We start from the raw sequence: 22,668 nt of genomic DNA on the forward strand, positions 1-22,668 counted from the left end.
CTCATGCCGGTGACTATACCCAGTTCCGTGGGCCGCGACAGGGGTACGGGCCGGTCCCGGACAGACACGGACCCCGGGGATCGCCCGGGGTCACCCGAGCCGTTCCACGACGAGGTCCGTCCGCACGGATGGCAGCCGGAGGTACCGCTCACCGTGCAGCCGCCCGACGCAACTCCCGGTGCGCCAACCCGGTGGACACGATGAGCAGAGCGGTGCCCATGATCAGTGCAACGGGGAGACGGCCGCCGGTGGCCGTCAGTGGCCACGCGGGCATCGCCGGTAACCAGAGCGCTGTGTCGGCCAGGACTGAACCGCCGAGGGTGACGGACAGGACCGTGAGGAACACGGTCGCTGCGATCACCGCTCCCGGCCCGGTACGGACGCACAGCGCCAGTGCCGCCGTGACCATGACCGTGCCGACGACGATCAGCAGTCCCGCCACCCGCAGGACCTCCGGGAGCGGCGTTCCGCGCAGTGCGAGGACGGCGCCTGTCCCGAGTCCCATCGCGGCCACCAGCACGTCCAGCCAGACGATGACCCCCGGGATCACCCGCCGTGTCCGGCAGACGGTGATCCACCATGCGGGCTGCAGTGCGGTCCAGGTGACCACGGCCGCGATTCCGCAGCCCAGGGGCAGGATCAGGTGCACCGCGAGGTCCGCGGTCCACGATCCGGCGACGGCGATCAGCGCCAGCGCCGCGAGAGTGAGGGGGGTGAGTGCGGTGCGGAGCAGCGTGTGGCTCAGTGCCGCGCCCGTCGACGCCCGTCCCTTCCGCAGGTCTGCGGCGGGTTCGGCGGCCCAGGTTCCGGTGTGTGATGTGGCCGTTGTGGTTGATCTGTCGGGCCGGGTGCGGGGTGTCCCGATGAACACGTACGCGGTGGCGGCGAGGGCCGCGAACACCAGGCAGAGGACCGCGGCGAGGGTCGGGGATTCCGTGGTGAGTGGATCGCCCGGGTCGAGGGGGACGGCATTGGAGTGGACACCGAGGACCGGCAGCATGATTCGTACCGCCCACGTCGGTGGAAGGAGGAACCACAGCGGATGTTCCGCCGTCAGCGTGCCCGTCAACTGCCACACCACCGCGACCAGGAGGGCCGGTATCAGGCCGATCCACCGGCTGATCACACCGAACAGTGCGACGACCCCGGCGGCACCGATCCAGGCACACACCCAGGCCACCGGCATCAGGAGAATGCCGAAATCGCAGGCGAGCATGGCCGCGAGGATGATCAGCAGGACGATGAGGCGTCCGCCCCGGATCAGGCGCGGTGACACCTGCCGGATCCCCGTCCCGCCCTCCCGGCAGGACTTCTCCCGTTTCTCCGGGAGGCCGGACAGCAACGCCATGAGCGGTGCTGCCATGCCGGTGACGTAGATCGCCTGCCAGGCGCCGCGGCCGGCATCCGAGTAGCCGGTGAGGAGCCCCAGTCCGGCAAGGGCGAAACCGAGGAGCGGAAAGAAGGCGACGGTCGTGTTCTTCGTGCGGACGAGTTCCGCCCGGATCACGCGGATCATCGGATCGCCGTGAGGTCGAGGAACCGGGACTCGAGTTCGCCGGCCGGCGCGAAGGCGTCGAGTGAGCCGGAGTAGGCGGCCCGCCCGTCGTGGAGCACGGTGATGTCGTCGGCGGTGCGGGCGATCTCACCGAGCTGGTGTGAACTGATCAGCACCGTCCCACCGGCGTCGGCGTAGCCGCGCAGGAGTCCCCGCAGTGCGACGGTGCCCTCCGGGTCGAGGCCGTTCTGTGGTTCGTCGAGAAGCAGGATCCGTGGCCCACCCAGCAGGGCGACGGCCAACGCCAGGCGGGATCTCATGCCGGTGGAGAAACTGCGCACCTTCTTCCGCCCCGTGCCGGTCAGGCCCACCACCCCGAGGACTCGGTCGATCTCGGCGTCGTCGAGGCCGAGGAGCAGGGTGTGGACGCGGAGGTTGTCCCGTGCGTTCAGGTGCGGGTACAGCGCCGGCCCGTTGACCGAGGCGCCCACCGACGCCCGGTCGACCTCCACCGTGCCGCCGGCCCGGTCCTCGAGTCCGAGGATGATCCGGAAGCACGTGGATTTGCCCGCACCGTTCCGGCCGACCAGGGCGTGGATCCGGCCCCGCTCGACGGTCATGCTGAATCCGTCCAGGACCCGCTGGCCCCGGTAGCTGATGGAGAGGTCGTGGCACTCGATCGCCGGTTCGTGGTTGTTCATGACACCAGTGAAACGTCGGCCGGCCTCCGGCACATCCACCGCGCGGGGGAATCAGAGGTGCAGCTCGTGGTCCCGGGCCCACAGCGCGAGTCCCACCCGGTCCCGGGTCCCCGTCTTCGCCAGCAGACGGGAGATGTACGTCTTCACCGTGGCTTCACCGATGTGCAGGTCGGCGGAGATCTCGGCGTTGGTGCGGGCCCGGGCGATTCCCGCCAGAACGTCCCGCTCGCGGTCCGTCAACGGCTCCGCGGGTGGGGTGGGTGTGTGTCCGCGGAACACCCGCAGCACATAGTCCGTGACCCCCGGAGAGAGCACCGACGCCCCGGCGTCCACCCGTCGTACGGCGTCGATCAGCGCTTCCGGCCCGCAGTCCTTCAGGAGGAAACCGTGCACACCCTTGGTCAGGGCGTCGCGGACCAGCTCGTGCGCGTCGAACGTCGTCAGCATCAGCACCCGGACGCCCGGGTGCCGGGCGAGGATCTCGCGCGCCACCCCGATCCCGTCGACCCGTGGCATCTGGATGTCCAGCACCGCGACATCGATCCGGTGTGCGGCGACCGCCTCCAGGGCCTCCGCGCCGTCGGCGGCGGTGGCGACGACCTCGATGTCGGGCTGGGTCGACAGGGTCATCTCCAGCGCCTGGACCACCAGCGGCTGATCGTCCGCGAGCAGCACCCGGATCACGGTGCCACCACCACCGGGAAACCGGCCACCAGGTGCGCGTGCGCCGGATCCGACACGTCCACATCCAGGGTCCCGCCGAGGTGCTCCACCCGCTCGCGCACACCGGTCAGCCCGGCACCTGAATGCGGCGTCCGCCGCGGAACCGGGCCGCCGGCGCGACTGTCCACCACCACGCGAACCTCATCGGTGACCTCCACGGTGAGCGCCACGGTGCTGCCCGGGCCCTGGTGGCGCAGCACGTTCGTCAGCGCCTCCTGCACCACCCGGCGCAGCGTCAGGCGGACAACCTGAGAGTCCGAGACCTCACCCTCCGGCAACGATGCCTCGATCGTGAGCCCGGCGGACCTGAATTCCCCGACCATGTCCCGGATCCCGGCCATGCCCGTCACCGACGTCGGCGGAGAATCGTCACGCAACGTCCCCACGATCCCGCGCACCTCCTCGAGGGCCTCCGAGCTGACCTTCTGGATCGTCGACAGGATCTCCGCCCGCCGGTCCGTCACCCCACCGCCGAGCATGACACCCGCCCCGGCCTGCATGTTGATCAGCGTCAGGCTGTGCGCCAGCACATCATGGATCTCCCTCGCGACACCCGCACGCTCCCGCTCGCGCGCCGCCTCCTGCTCCACCACCAGGTGCCGCTCCGCGGACCGCGCGCTGCGCGCCGAGACGAACACCAGGCCCAGAACCAGCCACTGAAGCGCGACCCAGCTCGCCGCCTGAACACCGGTGGCGCGCTCGAAATGATCGGGTGTCCACCACCACAGCAGCGGGGAGAAGAAGCACCAGACGGCCTGAATCGTGGTGAAAACACCCGGGACGAGCAGATCTGAACGGTACCGGGCCGTCGAGTACACCACCATCGGCACCGCGACCAGGAACGGACTGATACCCAGGTTCGTCGGCAGTGCAGTGAACCAGTTCACCGTCCATGCCACGGTCAGGACCGTCAGCGCGGTCGCCGCCGGGACGACCCGGCTGCGCCACACCGCGAACGCGGGGACGAAGAGAACCGCGAGCACGACCTCGATCAGAGCGGCATGGCCGGGGGTTGTTCCGGACAGTGCGACGAGCAGATGGAACACCGCCAACATCGCCGCCAGTGCAGCGAACACCAGGTCAAGACGGCGGAGCCGGTTGCCGGTGGTGCCCGTGAGCTCCGGTCGGTGGGTCGATGGTTCCGGTGCGGTCCCCATGGCCGAAAGTCTAGGCGCGCCGGTGCGGGCGGTGATTCGTACGGTGCGGTGCGTCGGCAGGGAATGAGCGGTGTTTGGGTCGCCGGAAATGTCGTCGGTGCGTGCGAACCCGGTGGGAGAACGGAGAAAACCCAGGTCGGTGTCCATTACTGGTGGGTGTTAACACGCACCGTCGATACCCAGAGGGCCGGCTGTTCACCGCAGGGCCCGCGCGTGGCTACCACGTGAAAACGTGTCGATGATGGCGGGAAAACGCCTGTTCACTCGTTTCGTCGATGGGTGTTGACACGTACCGACGACATGAACGTGGCTCTGAACCGGAGGGGGTACCGGGCCCCGTCGACCGTGGCTAGTCTGGGCGGCATGGAGACACGGTCAACGCAGATGCCCACCGGATGGATCACACACGACTCGGTCGAAGCAGCCGTCGACGACCTGATCAGACGCTACGACGCCGCGGTGGAACTCGCATGCGGGATCCTCAACTCCGGAGAAACCACCGACGGGCCGGCCGACTACAGCCGCTACAGCGACGTGGTCTATCCCAAGCTCGTCGTCGAGGTGGAGTCCTGGCGCCCCATCGACCGCACCGAACCCTTCGGCTACGTCGACCGGGCGGGACGCTACGCCGCGACCGTCTCCCGCCCACGGCTCATGCGCCGCTACCTGACCGCCCAGCTGGACCGCCTGACCACCAACTATCCGTGCACGATCTCCACCGGTCCGTCGGAGGTGCGTATCCCGCCGGAGTACCTGTCCCTTCCCGCCGACTGCCCACCGCCGCCGCGTGTCCACGATGATGCGGGCGTCATCCCGCGACCGAGCCTCGATGACGTGCACGACGGGATCATCGACGGGTCCTGGGACGTGTTCCACGATTCCGAGATGCCGTTGTTCCACTTCTCACCGCAGCGTTTCGACATCGCCTGTGAACGCATCGAGCACTACACCGGCATCGGTGTCGAGGGTGTGCAGAAGTACATCCTGTTCACGAACTACGCCATGCACACCACCGAGTTCGTCCGCTACGCGCTGTCGGAGCTGGCGATCCCCGAATCCCGCTACACGGAACTCCGTCTCAACGACGGTCGCGTGCTCCGGCGCGGGGAGGTCGACGGCGTGGAACTGCAGACGCTGCTCGGGCCGTCGTCACGCCAGATGCCCCGCTACGATCTCTCCGCCGAGGACAACACGGGCGTGACGATCATCAACATCGGGGTGGGGCCGTCCAACGCCAAGACGATCACCGACTGCCTGGCGGTCCTCCGACCCGAATGCTGGATCATGATCGGCCACTGCGCAGGTCTCGACGGCCGCATGCGCATCGGAGACCTCATCCTCGGCAACGCCTACCAGCGCCGGGATCACATCCTCGACGACCGGATCGGTCTCGACATCCCGATCCCCGCGGTGCCTGAGGTGCAGCGTGCGCTGGAGAAGTCGGTGAACGCGGTCTACGGCGACAACCACTCGCTGATGCGCACCGGTACGGTCATGTCGACCGACGACCGGAACTGGGAATGGCACACGTCCCGGGATCTGTGGCGGATCCTCCGCGGCTCCACGGCGGTGGCCGTCGACATGGAGTCGGCGACCCTCGCCGCCAACGGATACCGCTACCGCATCCCCTACGGCACGCTGCTCAGTGTCTCCGACCTCCCGTTGCACAATGTGCCGAAGCTGCCCGCCGGCGCCCAGGCGTTCTATTCCTCATCGAAGGAGGCACACCTGATCTGCGCGATGCGGGCGATGGAGAAACTCGCCGCCAAACCCGAGAAACTGCACACCAGGAAGCTACGCCGCACGATCGGGGAAGTGCCGATGCGTTAGGTTCCGGTGGAGCGACGGTTCTCCGCACGTGTGGAGAACCGAGCTTCCGGATCCGGTCCGGATACAACGGTGGTGGTTGTCACCGGGTGTCGCTGATCCGCGGGTCGGTTGTCACACGGCCGGCGGCCGGCGACATGCGTGGGTCAGCGCAGGTTGACCCCGGAAGATCCGAGCGCTCCCTGGGTGACCTCGTACAGTGCGCCGCCGGCCACGAGGCCGAGCATGGAGACCTGCGCCCAGGCGGGGGTGCGCCCGTCGGTCGGTGGGAAGATGATGTCGCGGATGATCGCCCCGAAATTCGATGAGATGTAGGAGCTCAGTTCCGTGGTCGCGGCGTCGAGGAGTTGTTGGGAGTCGCGGTGACCGGGACTACCCGGTTCAGGTGTGGGCCACGGGTCGGCTCCGGCCGGTGCGGCGAGACCGAGGATGAGGACCCCCGTGGCTACGGTGGATGCGGTGATGCGGCGGATGGACACGGGGCTCTCCTCAAACGGGAATCACATTGTGAGCTCTGGTCTACCAGAAAATGACTCCGGATGAGACGGGCACTACCGGCGAGAGGTCGAAGAAAGGTCCGGGATGACCTGGATCGGTCTTTCCGCATCGGTGGATTCGACGTGCGGGCCGAGCCGCGCTGATATGCGGGGAGAGAGGCGGTCGCCGTACCTCGATGAGCGCCGATCGGGTGGGAGACTGTGGTGGAGGCTACAATCCTGCCATGACCCCACCCTCCCGGGATCCGGTCCCCGGCGGCCGCGACACCACGACCAGCCCGGAGATCTCGACCGGATACCGCGATGGAATGGTGGAGGTCGTCACCGACACCTTCGCCGTGTCGACCGCCAATCAACACGCCACCGATGCTGCGGTGGGGGTCCTCGCGGACGGTGGGACGGCTCTCGACGCCGCGGTCGCCGCCCAGTTCATGCTCGGGCTCACCGAACCGCAGTCCTCCGGTATCGGGGGAGGCTGTTACCTCCTGCACTTCGACGCCGCGACGGGAAACACGACCGCGTTCGACGGGCGGGAGACCGCACCCGCCGCCGCGACCGGCACCTACCTGACCCGGATCAGTGACGACGATCCCCGGCCTCCGGTCCCCGACGCTCTGCGTTCGGGCCGTTCCGTCGGGGTTCCGGGGGCGGTCGCCGCCCTCGAGCTCGCGCACCGGAGATTCGGGCGCATCGCGTGGGCGGATCTGATCGCCCCCGCGATCAGGTGCGCCGAGGAGGGGTTTTCGGTCAGCCATCGTCTCTGGGCGTCGATCGATGACGCGAAGACCGACCTCGCCCGCTGTCCCGAGGCGGCACGCCACTTCCTCGACGATGCCGGGGAGGCGAAGGCGGAGGGCACCGTGCTCACCAACCCCGACTACGCGCGGACGTGTGAGCTCATCGCCGAACACGGTGCCGACGCGCTACGCACCGGGGAGATCGCCGAGGCGATCGTCGAACGCGTCTGCCGCCCCTCGGACACCGTGACACCGGGCCTGATGACGCTCGCCGATCTCGCCGGATACCAGGCTGTCGAATGTGCACCCCTCTGGTCCACCTACCGGGGTCTTCGACTGGCGGGGACGCCGCCGTCCTCGTCCGGCGGGATCACGGTCGCGGCGATCCTCGGGATGCTCGAACACCACGATCTCGGCGCCCCGCCGCGGAACGGGGTGCCCGCCCCTGAACTCGTCCACCTCGTCAGTGAGGTCGAGCGCCTGGCCTATGCGGACCGGGACACGTTCATCGCCGACGGATATCCGCTGCCCGACATGCTGGATCGCGATTACCTGCGGGAACGTGCCGCACTCATCGACATGGACCGGACCATGGGCACCGCTGAACCGGGGCTGCCCACGAACGGACTCGCCGCCGGACGTGACCTGCCCGAGTACGGCACCAGCCAGGTCAGCGTCATCGACGCCGCCGGCAACGCGGTCAGTCTCACCACGAGCATCGAGATCGGGTTCGGATCCTTCCACATGGTGCGCGGGTTCCTCCTGAACAACACGCTGACGGATTTCTCCGCCGAGCCCACCGACGTCCACGGACGTCCCGTGGCGAACCGCGTGGAGTCCGGCAAGCGACCCAGGTCCTCGATGGCCCCGACCCTCGTGTTCGACGGTCCCGACCTGCGCGCCGTGGTCGGGGCGCCGGGCGGTGCGGTGATCATCCAGTACGTGGTCAAGATCCTCGTCGCCCTCATCGACTGGGGTCTGGACGCCCAGCAGGCGGTGGGCGCCCCGAACTTCGGGGCGCGGAACACCCGCGTCACCGCCGTCGGCGGTGAACATCCCCTGATCGGTGAGGCGGAGGATGGTCCGGCCCGGGTGCTGATCGACGGGCTGGTTTCCCGCGGCCACCGGGTGCAGCTCGCCGATCAACCGAGCGGTGCCGCCGTGCTCGTCGTGCGGCCCGACGGTCGGATCAGCGGCGGGGCGGATCCGCGGCGCGAGGGGACCGTGGGCGGGATCTGACCCGGCCCGGTCGGGGCGCGGGGGCCGTTCGTCTCACCGTTGCGTGCTGACATGTACCGGTGAGGTGCCCCGTCCAGGGGTTTTCGGTCTCGTGGATCCTCTTCGCACGCGGTGCCCGGCGTCCCGGGACCCGCGTCGAGTGCGGGGGAGCCGCCGCCGTCGGTGCTGGACCGGTGGATCGTCGGTGCGTGTCAACACGCACTGACCGGAGGATCCACCCGGGTGTCTGGCGGTGTGTGCCGATGTTTGCACGTACTGACGACGTATCGGCGGGCCCCGGCAGAGACCGCGGAGATGCTCCATCCGCCGGCGGCGCGGTCACGGAGCGCGCGTATCGACGCCCGGCGGGCAGGGAGGGAAGGGCTCCGGTTCAACGTGTCGGCCAGGTGCACCGCGGCCGTACGTCACGCCACCGGCATTCAGCGCCCGAACAACCTCCGCCAGAAACTCTTCCGGGGGATACCCTGTTCGTCGAGGGTGTCGCGGACGCTCCGGCTCGCCGCCCGCCTGTCTGCGCGGCTCGGTCCGGGGCCGGCGTCGATGTCGATTCGCTGCCAGGTCAGCGGGGTGGGCAGGTTGCGGACCCGGGCACCCGCCCCGATCATGCGGACCCACAGGTCCCGGTCGGCCCCGTGGCCGCCACCGCGGTAACCACCGGCGGCGCGCATGGCGGCGGTGCGTGCCATGACGGTGCCGTCGATGACGGGGCTACGGCGGCCCAGATGCCGGGTGGCTTCGGTGTGTGAGCTCGGCATGGTGCGGACGGAGAGATCCGCACCGAGGAGGCTGACGGGGTCGGTGGCGTCGGTGGTTCGGTCGAGTTCCATGACGGCGGTGCCGAGGATGTCGACACGTCGTTGGTGGAAGGTGTCCAGTTGGCGCCGCAGCCGGTCGGGGTGGGGGATGTCGCCGGGGTTGACGCGCGCGGTGTACTCCGTGTCGACGTGGGCGAGGCCCGCGTCGAGCGCGGCGGCCGGGCCGGTTTCGTCGGCGACGGTGTAGATGATGCCCATGTCGTGGGCCTCGGGTGAGGTGAGCTGTTTCTCGAGGGTCGGGTGGAGGCGTGCGTCCGCCGTGACGATGGTGCGGGTGGGGCGCAGGGACTGCTTGGCGAGGCTGGCGAGTGTGGTGCTGATCAGGTCGGCGGGCGTGGTGGTGGATACACCCATGAGCACGGTGACGGCGTCGGGTTGCAGTTGCTCCATGCCCGGATCCTAACGTGCGTCGCGTGGGATTCGGCGCAGGTCAGCGCCGCGCGCGTCCCCGGGGGCTGGTGACGGTGGGGTCGCCGGGCAGGTAGAAGCGCAGGGGTGCGTCGGCGTTGCGCGTGATGCCGATCCGGGGGCCGGTGGTCCAGTGCGGCTCGTGGTCGCGGTCCCTCAGGATGAAGCCGTCGGTCCCGGAGCGAAGGACGGGGGAGTGGTTGTGGTCGACGTGGAGGGCGAGTGCCCGGCCGAGATTGCCCGGTCCCTGTGCGAGGCGGGCGTCGGGGATCGTCGGGCCGCGCCGGGCGCGCGCGGTGTCGTGGCCGTCCACGACCGCACCGGCACGGAGGAGGATTCCGCCGCTGCCGCCGGGTGGGTGGCAGACGATGTTGCCGGCGCGGTGGATGCCGTAGGAGATGTAGACGTACATCCGACCGGGTGGGCCGAACATGGCGGCGTTGCGCGGTGTCCTCCCGCGGCGGGCGTGGGAGGCGTCGTCCTGTTCGCCGAGGTAGGCCTCGACCTCGGTGAGTCGGACGGTGACGCCTGCGTGGCTGAGTGTGCAGCCGAGGAGCAGGGGGGCGACCCTGTCGGCTGGCTGTGCGAAGTCGATCATCCGGTGTGGGCCGCCAGTGCCTTGCGGAGCAGGTGTCCGAGTGTCTCCCGCTCGTCGTCGGTGAGTCCGGTGAGGGTGTCGCGGCAGGTGTCGAGGTGGGTGGGCAGGACCTTGTCGACGAGTTCGCGTCCGGCGTCGGTGAGCGTGATGCGGACGCAGCGGCGGTTGTCGGGGTCGGTGCAGCGGGTGAGCAGGCCGGCGGCGGCGAGCTTGTCGACGCGGTTGGTCATCGCCGAGCCGGAGATCATGGAGTTGGCGCACAGTTCTCCCGCGGTCAGCGGCCGGTCGATACGGCGCAGTGTGGCGAGGACGTCGAACTGCCACCGTTCCAGGTTGAATCGGGCCAGGTTCGCGATGATGTGGTCCCCGGAGGCCCTGGCGAGGTACTGGAGTCGGGCGGGAAGTTCCATCGGTGCGGGATCGAGATCGGGGCGGGTGGTGCGCCATTGCTCGATGATGTGGTCGATGTGGTCGGCCATGGGCCATCCCCTAACTGTTTGACGCCGAAGTGTTTGACATCAATCTTACATGAGATTAATCTGGCGTCGAACACTTTGATATCGAACAATTGAGCACCTTCCAGGAGTCCATCATGTCCCGCACCATCGCCGAGGCCATCGCCACCCGCCGCGCCGTCCGCAACTACCTCCCCGACGACGTCTCTCCGGAGGTCCTCGACCGCGTCGTCCATCAGGCTCTCGAGGCCCCGAGCGCCTTCAACGCCCAGGCCCGCGACCTCGTCGTCATCCGGGACCCGGAGGTCCGGCAGGCGCTCGTCGACGCCTCCGGTCAGCACCAGTTCATCGACGCCCCGGTCGTCCTCGTGGCGGTCGGTCGGGTCGAGGTTCTGCCGGAGGACGCCGGGGAGATCCTGCCCGAACAGGTACGCACCACCGCGGAGAAGTTCAACAGCCTCAAGACCCCGCAGGAACTACGGGAGGCCGCCCTGCGTGACGCGATGCTCGTCGCCGGTTTCGCGCTCGTCGCGGCGGCGGGTGAGGGACTGGCGACCAGTCCCACGACCGGCTGGAACGAGGAGAAGGTGAAGGAGGCCATCGGCATCGGTGGCCGGGACGACCGGGTCATCGCACTGGTCATCGCCATGGGCCACGGCGCCGAAGCCCCCGAGCATCCGGGTCGCCACGCCTCACGTCGGGTCAACGAACGGTACTAGGGGAGGACGGCCATGAATCTTCTGCTCACAGCGATCACCCCATTCACGTGGGGCACGACCTACGTCGTCACGACGGAGATGCTTCCGGACGGCCGGCCGATCCTCGCCGGTGTCATGCGTGCCCTGCCCGCCGGCCTGCTCCTGCTCGCCTGGTTCCGCGTGCTGCCGAAGGGGATCTGGTGGATCAGGGCCATCGTGCTCGGTGTGGTGAACATCGGTGGTTTCTTCGCCCTGCTCTTCCTCACCGCCTACCTGCTCCCCGGTGGTACCGCGGCCGTGATCACCAGCACCGCACCACTCGTCGTGATGGGACTCAGCCCGCTGCTGCTGGGCGTGAAGGTGTACAGGGCGCAGGTCGTGGCCGGCGTCATCGCCGTGGCCGGTGTCGCGGCGCTGGTGCTCTCGCCCGATGCCGCACTGAACACCGAGGGTGTCGCAGCTGCGGTCGCGGCGACGCTGTTCACCGGTACTGGCCTGGTCCTGGCGAAACGGTGGGGCCGTCCCGAGGGCGTTCCCCAGCTCGCCGTGACGGGGTGGCAGCTGACGTTCGGTGGTCTGGCCCTGATACCGCTGCTGCTGTTCGAGGGACTGCCGGACCACCTGACCGGCACCAACATCGCGGGCTACACCTACCTGACCGTCGTGGGTGCGCTCATCGCCTACGGTCTGTGGTTCCGCGGACTGGCGGTGCTCGACGCGGTCAGTGTCTCCCTGCTCAGCGTGATCAACCCGCTGACGGCAACGGCGCTCGGAGTGATCGTCAAGGGGGAGAGCTTCTCCGCGATCCAGGCCGTGGGCGCCGTGACGGTGATCGTGGCGGTCTCCGCCGCGCAGATCGTCGGGGCCCGCGCCCGGAAACGGGAGGCGGCGAACGCCTGAGGGGCCGCGGTAGATTGGCGTGCGTGCAGACCTGTCTCTTCGATCTCTACGGCGTCCTGTTGACCACCCAGACCGATGCCCACCTGCGTGCCATCGAGGCCGCGGTCGGCACCGACGAGCGGTTGTGGCCGTTGTACTGGGAGTTGCGGGGGCCGCTCGACGCGGGTGAGCTCACGCCGGCGGAGTACTGGGAGCGGATCCGCGCGACCCTCGAGCTGCCACCGTTCGACGTCGACGCGGTGGTGGAGGCCGACATCGCGAGCTGGTTGGACGAGGACGTCGATGCGGTGGCGTATGTGGGTGAGCTGATCGACGCCGGGCATCGGGTCGGTCTGCTGAGCAACATCCCGACGTTCCTCGCGGAACGGGTCCGCGCGCGGCACACGTGGCTGGAGCGTTTCGACGCGGTGACGATGTCCTGCGACATCGGTGTCGCGAAGCCCGATCCGGGTGCCTACCGGGCGGCGTGTGCGGCACTCGGTGCGGAGCCGGGTGAGGTTCTGTTCTTCGACGACAATCCGGTGAATGTGGCGGCCGCCCGGGAGTTCGGGATGCGGGCGGTGGAGGTCACGGGCAGACTGGTGGAATGGAACCACTGATTCTCCCGTTCAACGGCATCAATCCGCGTATCCACGCCTCGGCGTTCATCGCGCCGAACGCCACCATCATCGGTGATGTCGTCATCGGCCCCGACTCCTCGGTGTTCTACGGCTGCGTGCTGCGCGGTGACGTCAATGCGATCCGCATCGGTGCGCGCACGAACATCCAGGACAACTGCGTCATGCACGTCGACGCGGATGCGCCGTGCACCCTGGGTGACGATGTCACAGCCGGGCACATGGCACTGCTCCACGGAACGACGGTGGAGGACGGGACGCTGGTGGGGATGAAGGCCGCGCTGTTGTCACGCTCGCGCGTCGGCGCGGGGTCCCTCATCGCGGCCGGTGCGGTCGTACTCGAGGGGCAGGAGATCCCGGCCCGCTCCCTGGCGGCCGGTGTTCCGGCGAAGGTGCGCCGTGAGCTGTCGGCGGAGCAGTCCGGGTCCTTCATCCCGCACGCGGGTCGGTACGTCGACATCGCCCGCGGGCAGTCGGATCAGCGGCTGCTTCTCGACGAGGTGCGCTACAGCTGATTCCGGTCGATGAGTTCGGCGTGGACCGCGGCCGGGTCCGACAGCAGCCGGTCGAGGGCCACGGTGCGGGCGACGGCGCGGGCCAGTGTGGCCGCGTCCGGGACGATCCGGATGGCGACGCGCTTGTCGACGTTCGGGTTCACCGCCAGGGCCAGTTCCCGGTAGCCGCCCGGGTCGACGGTGAATCCCGGGCCGGCGAGCACGACCGTCCCGGCGCCGGTGTCCCGGGTGAGGCGCGCGACCGTCTCACCGAGGTCCCGTGCCCGATCGTCGAGAAGTGACCGCAGCTGCGGGGTCTGCGGTGTCTCGCCGGGCAGGAGCCCGGTGAACCCGCGTGGTTTCTGGTCGGGGAGAAACCCGGCGTCGATGAGGCGGCGGGCGAGGATCTCCGGTCCGAGGTCGGTGTCCACCGGGTGGGCCGTCACCCCGTCGTCGTCCGCGACCGCCAGGGTGAGTCCGCGGTCGAGGTGGATGATCAGGATCGGGTCGGTGGTGGCACCCGTGGTGAGGAGCTCCGCTGCGGCCAGCGCCGCCGTGAGGTCACCGACGGTCACCGGGCAGCCGAATTCCTCGGTGAGCCGCTCGCCGAGGAACCCGGTGTCCGGCGTTGTCACCGCGACACCGATGTCGGCGACCGGCACCGCCAGCCTGGACAGCAGCCGGTGGATACCGGCGATGAGGTGTTCCGCGGTGTCGGCTGTGCCTGTGGTGTCGGTGTACGGGGGGAACGTGGTTTCCCGGAGGACGCGGCCACGGGTGTCGAACACTCCGAGAGTGCCCCCGTCCGCGCCGATCGCGGCACCGATGTGGAGCCACGGCGTGGGGGTCATCTCCAGGGGGATGCGGGGTCGTCCGGGGCCGGTCGCGCGGACGAGGTCGGGGCGTTCGTGGATGAGCCCCGCGCCGACGAGGCTGGTGACGGCGCGCGTGACCGTGGGCTGGGACAGTCCCGTCGCCGCCACGAGTTCGCCCCGGATGGTCAACTGGCTGTGCATCATGTGGTGCAGGCACCGGGCCGTCGGCATGGTGGGACGACGGAATACGGGGGTGCGCGCGGACACGGCCAGAGTGCTCATGGACGATGAGTCTATAAAAGACAGACTGAACTGTCTACCGCCACTAACTGGAAAGCCTCATTCAGGGGCAAAATAACAGACAGATCGGTCTAAAACATGCCGGCCCAGTCCGCCGCCCGCCGCGCCGCAGCGAACCCGGCCATCCCGTGCACGCCACCGCCCGGCGGCGTCGACGCCGAACCGAGGAACACGCCGTTGACACCCGTGTCGTAGGGATTGCGCAGAACCGGACGGGCGATCAACTGGCGCGGGGAATTCGCACCCCCGGTGACATCTCCGCCCACGTAGTTCGGGTTGTACGCCTCCAGCTCCGTGGTACTCCGCGTCGACACCCCGACGATCCGGTCACGTACCCCGGGAGCAAACGTCTCTATCCGGGAGATCACCCGCTCCGTCACGTCACCCCGGCATCCGGCGGGCACGTGCGCGTACGTCCACACCGGGTGCAGCCACCCACCATCCAACCGCACCGAACGGGAGGGATCGGCCAGGTACTGCTGTCCGACCAGAACGAACGGATCCTCCGCGACACGACCCGACGACGTCGCCCGTTCCGCCGCGGCGATCTCCCCGGCGGTTCCACCCAGATGCAGCGTGCCCGCGCGCCGGGCATCCGGGTTCAGCCACGGAATGCCCTCGCGCACCGCGAGGTCCACCCGGAAGGCGGCCGCCCCGTGCCGGAACCGCCGGTACCGACGCCGCAGCCGGGCGGGCTGGGTCCCCGACAGCAGCGCAGCCGCGTGCCCCGGCGTCGTGGTCAGCACCACGACATCACCGGCCGGGGCGCCCCGGTATCCGAAGTCCGCGAGATCACTCAACCGGTGGACCGTCACCCCGGTGCGGATCGTTCCGTCGAACTCCCGGACATAATCCGCCAGGGCGGCTGTCAACCGCCCCGAACCACCCCGGACCACAGGCCAGCCCCACGTCTGCGCCGTCAGCCCCATCATCAGCCCCACCGCAGAGGTCAACGGCCGGTCGAGTCTGCTGAAAGCGTGGGCCGAGAGCCCCGCGAACAGGGCCGCGGCAGGGGTGTCCCCACCGAGGGACCTCGTCACCGAAGTGGCGGGAGGCAGGCCACGTGCAGCGAACCGCGGCCCCAGGACCGTGTGCCGCGCGATCGAACCGGGGAGGGGAGTCAACGCCAGATCCGCGATCCGGTCCGGGTAGCGGACCAGGGGAGCGAAGAGTCTCCGCCACCGGCGGCCCTCCCGCCCGAGCCCGGCTACCGTCGCCGTGAGATCCCGGTGCAGTACCGCGGCATCCCCGCCCGCCAGGGGGTGCACCAGCGGAATCTCCGGATGAACCAGCTCCACGTCGAGTTCGAGGGTCCGGAAGAAGGGTGACGCCGCGAACAGCGGATGCACCGCCGCACAGTCGTCGTGGACCATGCCCGGGACAAGCCGCGCGGAGCTCCGGCAGCCGCCGCCGATCCCGGAGGCACCCTCCAGCACCGTCACACGGAATCCCGCGCGCGCCAGCTCGATGGCGGCGGCCAACCCGTTCGGGCCGGACCCGACCACGAAAGCCCGCGCGCTCACGACAGGTCCCGGGCACGGCGGACGGCGTCGACGAGCACCGGCAGGCCCCGCGCCGCGGTCGTGGGCCAACTCACGTCGGCGATCCGGGTCAGCTCCGTCGGTGCCGGGGTGATCTCGAGGACCGGGACCCCGGCCTCCACCGCGAGCAGTGGAAGCGACGCCGCCGGCTGCACCACACCCGACGTGCCCACGATCACGACCAGATCCGCACCCGCCATCGCCTCGGCGGCGCGCTCCCACTCCGCGGCGGGCAACGCCTCGCCGAACCACACGACACCCGGGCGCACCGCTGCACCACACCGTGGGCAGGCGGGCGGCGTCATCCGGGGCTCCCGCACCGCGGGAAAATCAACGACCTCGAACGGATCCGCGCACTCCGTGCACCGGAACTCGAAGAGGCTGCCGTGGAGGTGCACCACGGCGTCGCTGCCGGCCCGCTCGTGCAGATCATCGATGTTCTGCGTCACCACCGTCACCGAACACAGTTGCGCCCACCGCGCGACCGCCCGGTGTCCGGCGTTCGGTTCCGCGGTTCGTGCCAGATGTGCCCGCCACAGGTACCAGGACCACATCGGTTCCGGATCCCGGCGCCAGGCGTCGATGCTGGCCATCGCCTCCGGATCGACCCGTTCCCACAGGCCGGACTCGTCGTTGCGGTACGTGTCCAGGCCCGACTCCGCGCTCACCCCCGCTCCCGTGAACACCACGACGCGCGAGGCGTCGCGGACCAGTTCCATCGCATTCCCCGGACAATTCACGATCCCAGCGTACGACCGTGCTCGAAGCCTGCACAAGGATGCGCCTGCTCCACTGCCGCTAGTCTGTGACCCATGACTGCACACGTCCCCGACAGCTCCGCGACCCTGCGGCCCATGACCGTCGACGACCACCCCCTCCGCGAGTGGGCGACCGTCCACAACGTCGGGGCGGAGGCGGACACCACCGACGAACGACTGTCCCCCTACCTGCAGTTCATCCCCCAGCGCGGCGACATCGGCATGGTCGCCGAGATGCCCGATCCCGTCACCGGGGAACGGCGCACCGCGGGTGTCGTCTGGGCCACCTTCATCCGCTCCCACGGCTACGTCGCACCGGAGATCCCCGAGCTCTCCGTCAGCGTCGACGACGGCTTTCAGGGGGCCGGGATCGGCACCACCCTGATCCGCGCCGTCGTCGAACACGGCCGCACCGTCGGCTGGCCCGGCATCTCCCTCCACGTCGAGCACGACAATCCAGCGCGGCGCCTCTACGCCCGCCTCGGCTTCGAGTCCCTCGACTGCGATGACTGCCCCGGGACGATGGTCATGCACCTCACCCCGCCGATCAACCGGGTAGCCGTCTACTGCGGCTCCGCCCCCGGTGCCCGCACCGACTACGCCCACGCCGCGTGCACCATCGGCCACGCCCTCGCGGAACGTGACATCGACCTCGTCTACGGCGGCGGCGATGTCGGACTCATGGGTGTCGTCGCGAACGCCGTCATCGACGCCGGCGGACGGGCCATCGGGGTCATGCCCCGCTCGCTGGTCGAACTCGAGATCGCCCACGACGGCCTGTCCTCCCTCGAGGTCGTCGAGACCATGGCCGAACGCAAGTCCCGCATGGAGGAACTCGCCGACGCCTTCATCGTGCTGCCCGGCGGCGCCGGCACCCTCGAGGAACTGTTCCAGGTGTTCACCCGCCAGCAGCTCGTCGCCGGTACCGGCCCGATCGTCCTGTTCAACGTGGACGAGTACTGGACCCCGCTCGTCGACGCCCTGGAACGGATGTGCGCGGAAGGCTTCATCCAGCGCCGGTACATCGACGCCCTCATCGTCACCGACGACCCCGGGGAGATCTTCGACAGACTCGCCGAATGGCGCGCCCCGGGCACCAAATGGGGGAACCGCGAACTCTGCGGCTGACCTGCCCGCCGCGGCTACACTGGGTGGGCATGAGCTCCGACACCTTCCGTAACCCGTCCCGTCTCGATCTCGCCTGCGAGACCTTCGTGCACGATCTCGCGGCGTTGTCCCCGCTGTCCGCGACAGAGTGGGGATTCACCGAATACAACGGCGACATGGAGGACTTCTCCCCGGAGCACCACGACGCCGTAGCGGAACGCACCCGGCGCATGCTCGACGAGGTCGACGCCCTCGAGAAGGCCGCAGCCGGTGACGGGGACGTCGACTTCGACGATGTCGACCGCGTCACCGCCGCCGTCCTGCGGGACCGCCTCGGGCTGCGGCTCGAACTCCACGAGGCCGGCGAGGACATCCGGCAGCTCGACAACATCGCCTCCCCCGTCCAGTGGATCCGTGACACCTTCAGCCTCATGCCCACGGACACCACCGAGGCGCGGGCGGACATCATCTCCCGTCTCGGGCATGTCCCGCGTGCACTCGACGGACACCGCGCCTCCCTCATGCTCGCCGCCGAGCGCGGGCACGTCGCCGCCCGACGTCAGGTCGAACAGGTCATCGCCCAGTGCGAGGATCTCGCCGGTGACGAGTCCGCCCTCAACGGCATCGGGATCGACACCGACCAGGCCGAGCTCGTCCGGGCCCGCGAGGCCTTCGGGGTCATGGCCACCTGGCTGCGCGAGACCCTCCTGCCGCAGGCCCCCGCCGCGGACGGCGTCGGACGGGAACGCTACGAACGCTTCTCCCGCGAGTTCGTCGGCGCCACCGTCGATCTCGACGAGGCCTACGAATGGGGACTGACCCGACTCGCCGAGATCGTCGCCGAGCAGGAGGCCATCGCCGTCGAGTGCTTCGGCGAGGGCACCACCGTCGGGGAGGCTATGGACCGCTTCAACGCCGACGAACGTTACCGGCTCGACGGCGTCGACGCCCTGAAGGAATGGATGCAGACCACCGCCGATCAGGCGATCGCCGATCTCGACGGAACCGCCTTCACCATCCCCGAGCCGGTGCGCACCATCGAGTGCTGCATCGACCCCGCCGGAACCGGAGGCATCTTCTACACCCCGCCCAGCAGCGACTTCACCCGCCCGGGACGCATGTGGTGGTCCGTGCCCAGGGGCGAGACCGTGTTCCACACCTGGCAGGAACTCACCACCGTGTTCCACGAGGGCGTTCCCGGCCACCACCTCCAGATCGGCCAGACCCTCTGCGAATCCGACAGGCTCAACCTCTGGCGCCGCGTCGCGTGCTGGAACTCCGGGCAGGGCGAGGGCTGGGCGCTCTACGCCGAGCAGCTCATGGCCGACCTCGGCCACCACACCGACCCCGCGACCCGCATGGGGCTCCTCGACGGACAACGTCTGCGGGCCGCCCGCGTCGTCCTCGACATCGGAGTCCACCTCGGGAAGACCACGCCGGACGGCGGGACGTGGGACGCCGAGTACGCGGCGTCGTTCCTGCGCGCCAACTCCGCCATGGCCGGCCCCAACCTCGACTTCGAGCTCAACCGCTACCTCGGCTGGCCGGGCCAGGCACCGTCCTACGCCCTCGGCCAGCGCCTCTGGCAGCAGCTCCGCGACGAGGCCCTCGACCGGGGCATGACCCTCCCGCAGTTCCACGCGGAGGCCCTCGCCCTCGGCTCGATCCCCATGGGCATCCTGCGCGACTGTGTCCTCGACGGTCTCGACGGGGGCGAGAACCGATGAGCCGACCTCCACTCGTCGAGGTGCCCCGCACCATCGTCGTCACCGGAGCCAGTGACGGCATCGGGGCGGCCGCCGCCCGGAAACTCGCCGACCTCGGGCACCGCGTCATCGTCGTCGGCCGGAACCCGGCCAAGACCCGCTTCGTCGCCACCGCGATCGGTGCACCCCACTTCACCGCCGATTTCTCGTCCCTGGACGAGGTCCGTGAACTCGCCGACGGAATCAGCCGGATCGCCCCGCGCATCGACGTCCTGGCGAACAACGCGGGAGGTGTCTTCGCCCCGGAGCGGACCGTCACCGACGACGGCAACGAACTCACCCTCCAGGTGAACCACCTCGCGCCGTTCCTCTTAACCGAACTGCTCGCCGACAACCTCGCCGCCGGACTCGGGTACGTCGTCGGGACGGCCTCGATCGCCGCGAAGTACTACGGAAAACTCGACGTGAACGACCTCGACAACGCCGACGGGCCCTGGGACCCGATGAAGGCCTACGGTGACTCGAAGATGATGAACATCATTCACGCCCGTGAACTGTCCCGCCGGCACGCCGACCGGGGCATCTACGGTGTCTCCTTCCACCCCGGCGTCATCGCCTCGAACTTCGGCTCCGGTACCGGCGGCAGGCTCGAGTTCTTCTACACCAACCCGGTGACCCGCATGGCGCTGAGCAGCTCCGACAAGGGGGCCGACCGGCTCGTCCGGCTGGCCACCGGAACCGTCGGCGTCGACTTCGTTCCCGGTGGGTACTACCTCGGAAAGAAGAAGGGGCCGGACTATCCCGGCAGCCGCGATCCGGAGATCGCCCGGCGACTCTGGGAGGAATCCGCCCGCCGCGTCGGGCTGTGACCGGGGGTGGGCCTGGACCTCAAGTTCAAGTGAGCATGCCCGCCTCCCGGTTCCGGGAGGTCGGTATCACCACCGTTGAAGACCGTTCACGGCGAGGAATGTGCTCCGGTATCGGGTGTGTGGGCACACTGAAGCATGATCAGGCAGGGGTGATCGAAGTGGTGACGATCCCGGAGTAGTGGCGGACACGCACCCTGGATTGTTTTCACCATTGTTTGGTGTGCTGAGGCTCGGTGCCTGACGAGTGATGAGTCGTTACCGTTGCGCACAGCCACAGCGATGAGATCACGTTCCGCCCATCATCCGGATCATCATTGACGGCGCTGCCTCATCTTCGGGTTCGGCCATTTGAAACCACTGCGCCGGTCCCTGACTGCTTTCCCTGAAGCCCGATAAAACACCGACGTGCCGGGTGATCGTGCGCTGTTCCGCGCGAAGCCTATCCAGCGGATGTCAGGTCGGGGAAAGCGTCTGTCCAGAGCTTGGTCACCCGGCGGGGGAACGGAAGGTGCGGAAGTCCCGGATGAGCAGGTCACGGTTGATGAACTCGCACTGTTGCTCGTAGGTTCCCTCCGCGAGCAGATCACGGTACGCGCAGCGCCGACGGATCTTGTTCGTGACGTCGGTGGTGCGTGCTTTCTCGTTGAGCCAGCGGACCGAGTGGGGGAGCACGAAGATGCCCTCCGATGGGCCGTGCAGCTCATCGAGGCTGTCGGGGGCGACGTAGGGCTTATGGTCGCCGATGAAGACCCTGCCGTCCGGTCGGACGGTGACCGGTGCGAATCGGGGCATGGCGCGGGCTCCTTGAACGTAAGACTTCGGTAGGTGGCTGATTTTACCGTAAAACGTGCAGGTTATCGCCGTGTCGGCGTTGCTGTCGTGACTGTGTACTTGGTGGGTGCAGCAGACTGGGGGCCTATCTCTAAATACCCCCATGTGGGGACTCTTGCCGACGAAAAATGTTTCCCCGGAATACATTTCTATTAGGGGATGAACTGTCTAGCCGGACAGTTTGGTTAGGTCATGCACATGTTTCCCTTGTACATGGTGACGTCAGTCCCTGTGGTCTTGAGTGGAACGGAATTCAGAAAGGAGAACTGTGGACCGTCTTTCTAAAAATCAGAAGTTGTTTCTGTTTCTGACATTCATGCTTGTCGTGGCCATAATTGAAGGAGTATTATGGTTTTCCGGATACCGGCTCGTTGCCGGTAGTGTCGGCGCGGCAATGGTCACGTATTTGCTGTGGAATGTCGGTAAGGAACAAAAACCGTCGTAAAAAGGTAAAGGCCCCCAGGTTTTGATTTTCCTGGGGGCCTTACTCATTCTGCGTCGGCATGGTGTCCGGGGTGCTGGGGGTATTATTCCGTACTTTGTGCAACTACTAAGCCCGCCTGGTGGTTGTTGCATTAGACGATCGTTTATGACACACCAGGTTGCACATCGGTACCGGAGCGTGCCATTGCAGGTCGCGTTGTCTCAGAACACTGTGTCAGAATCAAGGTGTCACTAGACTTGTCCGCGACGAGTTTCGGACACCTGGGCACACGAAAGCGGGTTCTATGGGTGAAGTATTCGGGTATGCCCGAGTATCAACAGCGGATCAGGATGCGAGTCTGCAACGCGATGCGCTGAGCCGGCACGGCTGTAGCGAGATCTTCACCGATGTCGGGTCCGGGTCCCGGGCGCATCGCCCAGAGCTGGACCGGTTATGGGGCAAGCTACGTTCCGGGGACACGGTGGTGGTGTGGCGATTGGACCGGCTGGGTCGGTCAGTCCCGCACCTGATTGATCAGTTGGAGGATCTACAGACCCGCGGGGTTGGGTTTGTCTCGTTGCAGGAGACGATTGATACGACGACGCCGGGCGGCCGGTTGGTGTTCCATGTGTTCTCGGCGTTGGCGCAGTTCGAGCGTGACCTGGTGATAGAGCGCACCACTGCCGGCTTAGCTGCTGCCAGGGCACGGGGGCGGGTTGGGGGCCGCCCACGAAAGCTCACCGCACAGCAGACCGCCACCGCCCGCTCACTGTATGAGGCGAAGACGATGACGGTGACAGAGATCGGGAGAGTGCTCGGGGTCAGTCGCTCGACGATCTACCGGGCACTTGAGAGCAATAACGTGGCGGACTGAAGCTGAGGTTGTTCCGCACCTTCTAAGTCATATCAGATCAGGCGACGGGTGGAATCTTGTCACGACCATAGAGCCAACCGTC

Annotated in this window: 22 protein-coding genes; 10 read left to right on the forward strand and 12 right to left on the reverse strand. The window is 68.2% G+C overall.

Annotated elements, in window-relative coordinates; all coding sequences use genetic code 11:
• Positions 1-148: 148 nt before the first annotated feature.
• Genes JIM95_RS04650 through JIM95_RS04665 form a run of 4 tightly spaced genes read right to left on the reverse strand, consistent with a single transcriptional unit; the run spans position 149 to position 4,076 of the window.
• Complete coding sequence (locus tag JIM95_RS04650; protein ID WP_200258209.1) at positions 149-1,516, reverse strand: ABC-2 family transporter permease; 1,368 nt, start codon at positions 1,514-1,516, stop codon at positions 149-151.
• A complete protein-coding gene (locus JIM95_RS04655; protein WP_200258206.1) occupies positions 1,513-2,196 on the reverse strand; it encodes an ATP-binding cassette domain-containing protein in 684 nt (227 codons plus the stop codon). Before JIM95_RS04655 ends, JIM95_RS04650 begins: the two co-directional genes overlap by 4 nt.
• A 51-nt stretch (positions 2,197-2,247) precedes the next feature.
• Positions 2,248-2,880: a response regulator transcription factor gene (locus tag JIM95_RS04660; protein ID WP_200258197.1), complete on the reverse strand. Its 633-nt coding sequence runs from the start codon at positions 2,878-2,880 to the stop codon at positions 2,248-2,250.
• Positions 2,877-4,076, reverse strand: coding sequence for a sensor histidine kinase (locus tag JIM95_RS04665; RefSeq protein ID WP_200258195.1), 1,200 nt, complete (start codon positions 4,074-4,076; stop codon positions 2,877-2,879). The genes JIM95_RS04660 and JIM95_RS04665 overlap by 4 nt, the downstream gene beginning before the upstream one ends.
• A gap of 384 nt (positions 4,077-4,460) precedes the next feature.
• Here JIM95_RS04665 and amn point away from each other — a divergent pair, with 384 nt between their 5' ends.
• Complete coding sequence (gene amn / locus JIM95_RS04670) at positions 4,461-5,906, forward strand: AMP nucleosidase (RefSeq protein WP_200258682.1); 1,446 nt, start codon at positions 4,461-4,463, stop codon at positions 5,904-5,906.
• Positions 5,907-6,049: 143 nt separating this feature from the next.
• On the opposite strand, the gene JIM95_RS04675 is transcribed toward amn, so the two are convergent.
• On the reverse strand, positions 6,050-6,382 hold the full coding sequence (locus JIM95_RS04675; RefSeq protein ID WP_200258192.1) for a hypothetical protein: 333 nt from the start codon (positions 6,380-6,382) through the stop codon (positions 6,050-6,052).
• Between the two features lie 194 nt (positions 6,383-6,576).
• Here JIM95_RS04675 and JIM95_RS04680 point away from each other — a divergent pair, with 194 nt between their 5' ends.
• Positions 6,577-8,376, forward strand: a complete 1,800-nt coding sequence (locus tag JIM95_RS04680) for a gamma-glutamyltransferase family protein (RefSeq protein ID WP_410170796.1) — start codon at positions 6,577-6,579, stop codon at positions 8,374-8,376.
• Between the two features lie 419 nt (positions 8,377-8,795).
• Here the strand turns inward: JIM95_RS04680 and JIM95_RS04685 are convergent, their stop codons facing one another.
• The 3 genes from JIM95_RS04685 to JIM95_RS04695 are packed head-to-tail and all read right to left on the reverse strand — an operon-like array spanning position 8,796 to position 10,676.
• Entirely contained in the window at positions 8,796-9,581 is a 786-nt protein-coding gene (locus JIM95_RS04685) for a glycosyltransferase (protein ID WP_200258185.1), read from the reverse strand.
• Positions 9,582-9,621: 40 nt separating this feature from the next.
• Positions 9,622-10,197: a DNA-3-methyladenine glycosylase gene (locus JIM95_RS04690; protein WP_200258182.1), complete on the reverse strand. Its 576-nt coding sequence runs from the start codon at positions 10,195-10,197 to the stop codon at positions 9,622-9,624.
• On the reverse strand, positions 10,194-10,676 hold the full coding sequence (locus tag JIM95_RS04695; protein WP_200258180.1) for a MarR family winged helix-turn-helix transcriptional regulator: 483 nt from the start codon (positions 10,674-10,676) through the stop codon (positions 10,194-10,196). Before JIM95_RS04695 ends, JIM95_RS04690 begins: the two co-directional genes overlap by 4 nt.
• Before the next feature lie 113 nt (positions 10,677-10,789).
• Here JIM95_RS04695 and JIM95_RS04700 point away from each other — a divergent pair, with 113 nt between their 5' ends.
• The 4 genes from JIM95_RS04700 to JIM95_RS04715 are packed head-to-tail and all read left to right on the forward strand — an operon-like array spanning position 10,790 to position 13,382.
• The gene (locus JIM95_RS04700) at positions 10,790-11,371 is read left to right on the forward strand and encodes a nitroreductase family protein (RefSeq protein ID WP_200258678.1); all 582 of its coding nucleotides are present in this window, start codon (positions 10,790-10,792) and stop codon (positions 11,369-11,371) included.
• Positions 11,372-11,383: 12 nt separating this feature from the next.
• Positions 11,384-12,250 carry an EamA family transporter gene (locus tag JIM95_RS04705; RefSeq protein ID WP_200258166.1) on the forward strand — a complete coding sequence of 289 codons (867 nt, stop codon included), beginning with the start codon at positions 11,384-11,386 and terminating at the stop codon, positions 12,248-12,250.
• A gap of 23 nt (positions 12,251-12,273) precedes the next feature.
• Entirely contained in the window at positions 12,274-12,849 is a 576-nt protein-coding gene (locus JIM95_RS04710) for an HAD family hydrolase (protein WP_200258164.1), read from the forward strand.
• Entirely contained in the window at positions 12,837-13,382 is a 546-nt protein-coding gene (locus JIM95_RS04715) for a gamma carbonic anhydrase family protein (RefSeq protein ID WP_200258160.1), read from the forward strand. The genes JIM95_RS04710 and JIM95_RS04715 overlap by 13 nt, the downstream gene beginning before the upstream one ends.
• On the opposite strand, the gene JIM95_RS04720 is transcribed toward JIM95_RS04715, so the two are convergent.
• The 3 genes from JIM95_RS04720 to JIM95_RS04730 all read right to left on the reverse strand — a co-directional run bounded on the left by JIM95_RS04720 (position 13,373) and on the right by JIM95_RS04730 (position 16,736).
• Positions 13,373-14,458: an ROK family transcriptional regulator gene (locus JIM95_RS04720; RefSeq protein ID WP_200258157.1), complete on the reverse strand. Its 1,086-nt coding sequence runs from the start codon at positions 14,456-14,458 to the stop codon at positions 13,373-13,375. The two genes, JIM95_RS04715 and JIM95_RS04720, sit on opposite strands and share 10 nt — an antisense overlap.
• A gap of 89 nt (positions 14,459-14,547) precedes the next feature.
• Positions 14,548-15,999: a phytoene desaturase family protein gene (locus JIM95_RS04725; protein ID WP_200258154.1), complete on the reverse strand. Its 1,452-nt coding sequence runs from the start codon at positions 15,997-15,999 to the stop codon at positions 14,548-14,550.
• A complete protein-coding gene (locus tag JIM95_RS04730) occupies positions 15,996-16,736 on the reverse strand; it encodes an SIR2 family NAD-dependent protein deacylase (protein WP_200258151.1) in 741 nt (246 codons plus the stop codon). The genes JIM95_RS04725 and JIM95_RS04730 overlap by 4 nt, the downstream gene beginning before the upstream one ends.
• A gap of 93 nt (positions 16,737-16,829) precedes the next feature.
• On the opposite strand from JIM95_RS04730, the gene JIM95_RS04735 reads away from it, so the two are divergent.
• The 3 genes from JIM95_RS04735 to JIM95_RS04745 are packed head-to-tail and all read left to right on the forward strand — an operon-like array spanning position 16,830 to position 20,457.
• Positions 16,830-17,903, forward strand: coding sequence for a TIGR00730 family Rossman fold protein (locus JIM95_RS04735; RefSeq protein WP_200258148.1), 1,074 nt, complete (start codon positions 16,830-16,832; stop codon positions 17,901-17,903).
• A 29-nt stretch (positions 17,904-17,932) separates the two neighbouring features.
• Complete coding sequence (locus JIM95_RS04740) at positions 17,933-19,609, forward strand: DUF885 domain-containing protein (RefSeq protein ID WP_234034582.1); 1,677 nt, start codon at positions 17,933-17,935, stop codon at positions 19,607-19,609.
• Positions 19,606-20,457 (forward strand): SDR family NAD(P)-dependent oxidoreductase, encoded by an 852-nt coding sequence (locus JIM95_RS04745; RefSeq protein WP_200258142.1) that lies wholly within the window; start codon positions 19,606-19,608, stop codon positions 20,455-20,457. Before JIM95_RS04740 ends, JIM95_RS04745 begins: the two co-directional genes overlap by 4 nt.
• A 486-nt stretch (positions 20,458-20,943) precedes the next feature.
• Here JIM95_RS04745 and JIM95_RS04750 read toward each other — a convergent pair whose 3' ends face one another.
• Entirely contained in the window at positions 20,944-21,249 is a 306-nt protein-coding gene (locus JIM95_RS04750) for a hypothetical protein (RefSeq protein ID WP_200258133.1), read from the reverse strand.
• 767 nt (positions 21,250-22,016) lie between these two features.
• Between JIM95_RS04750 and JIM95_RS04755 the strand changes: the two genes are divergently transcribed.
• Positions 22,017-22,586: a recombinase family protein gene (locus tag JIM95_RS04755; RefSeq protein ID WP_198735170.1), complete on the forward strand. Its 570-nt coding sequence runs from the start codon at positions 22,017-22,019 to the stop codon at positions 22,584-22,586.
• The last annotated feature ends 82 nt before the right edge of the window (positions 22,587-22,668 follow it).

This window comes from Corynebacterium antarcticum, assembly GCF_016595285.2.
GTDB classification, from domain to species: Bacteria; Actinomycetota; Actinomycetes; order Mycobacteriales; family Mycobacteriaceae; genus Corynebacterium; species Corynebacterium antarcticum.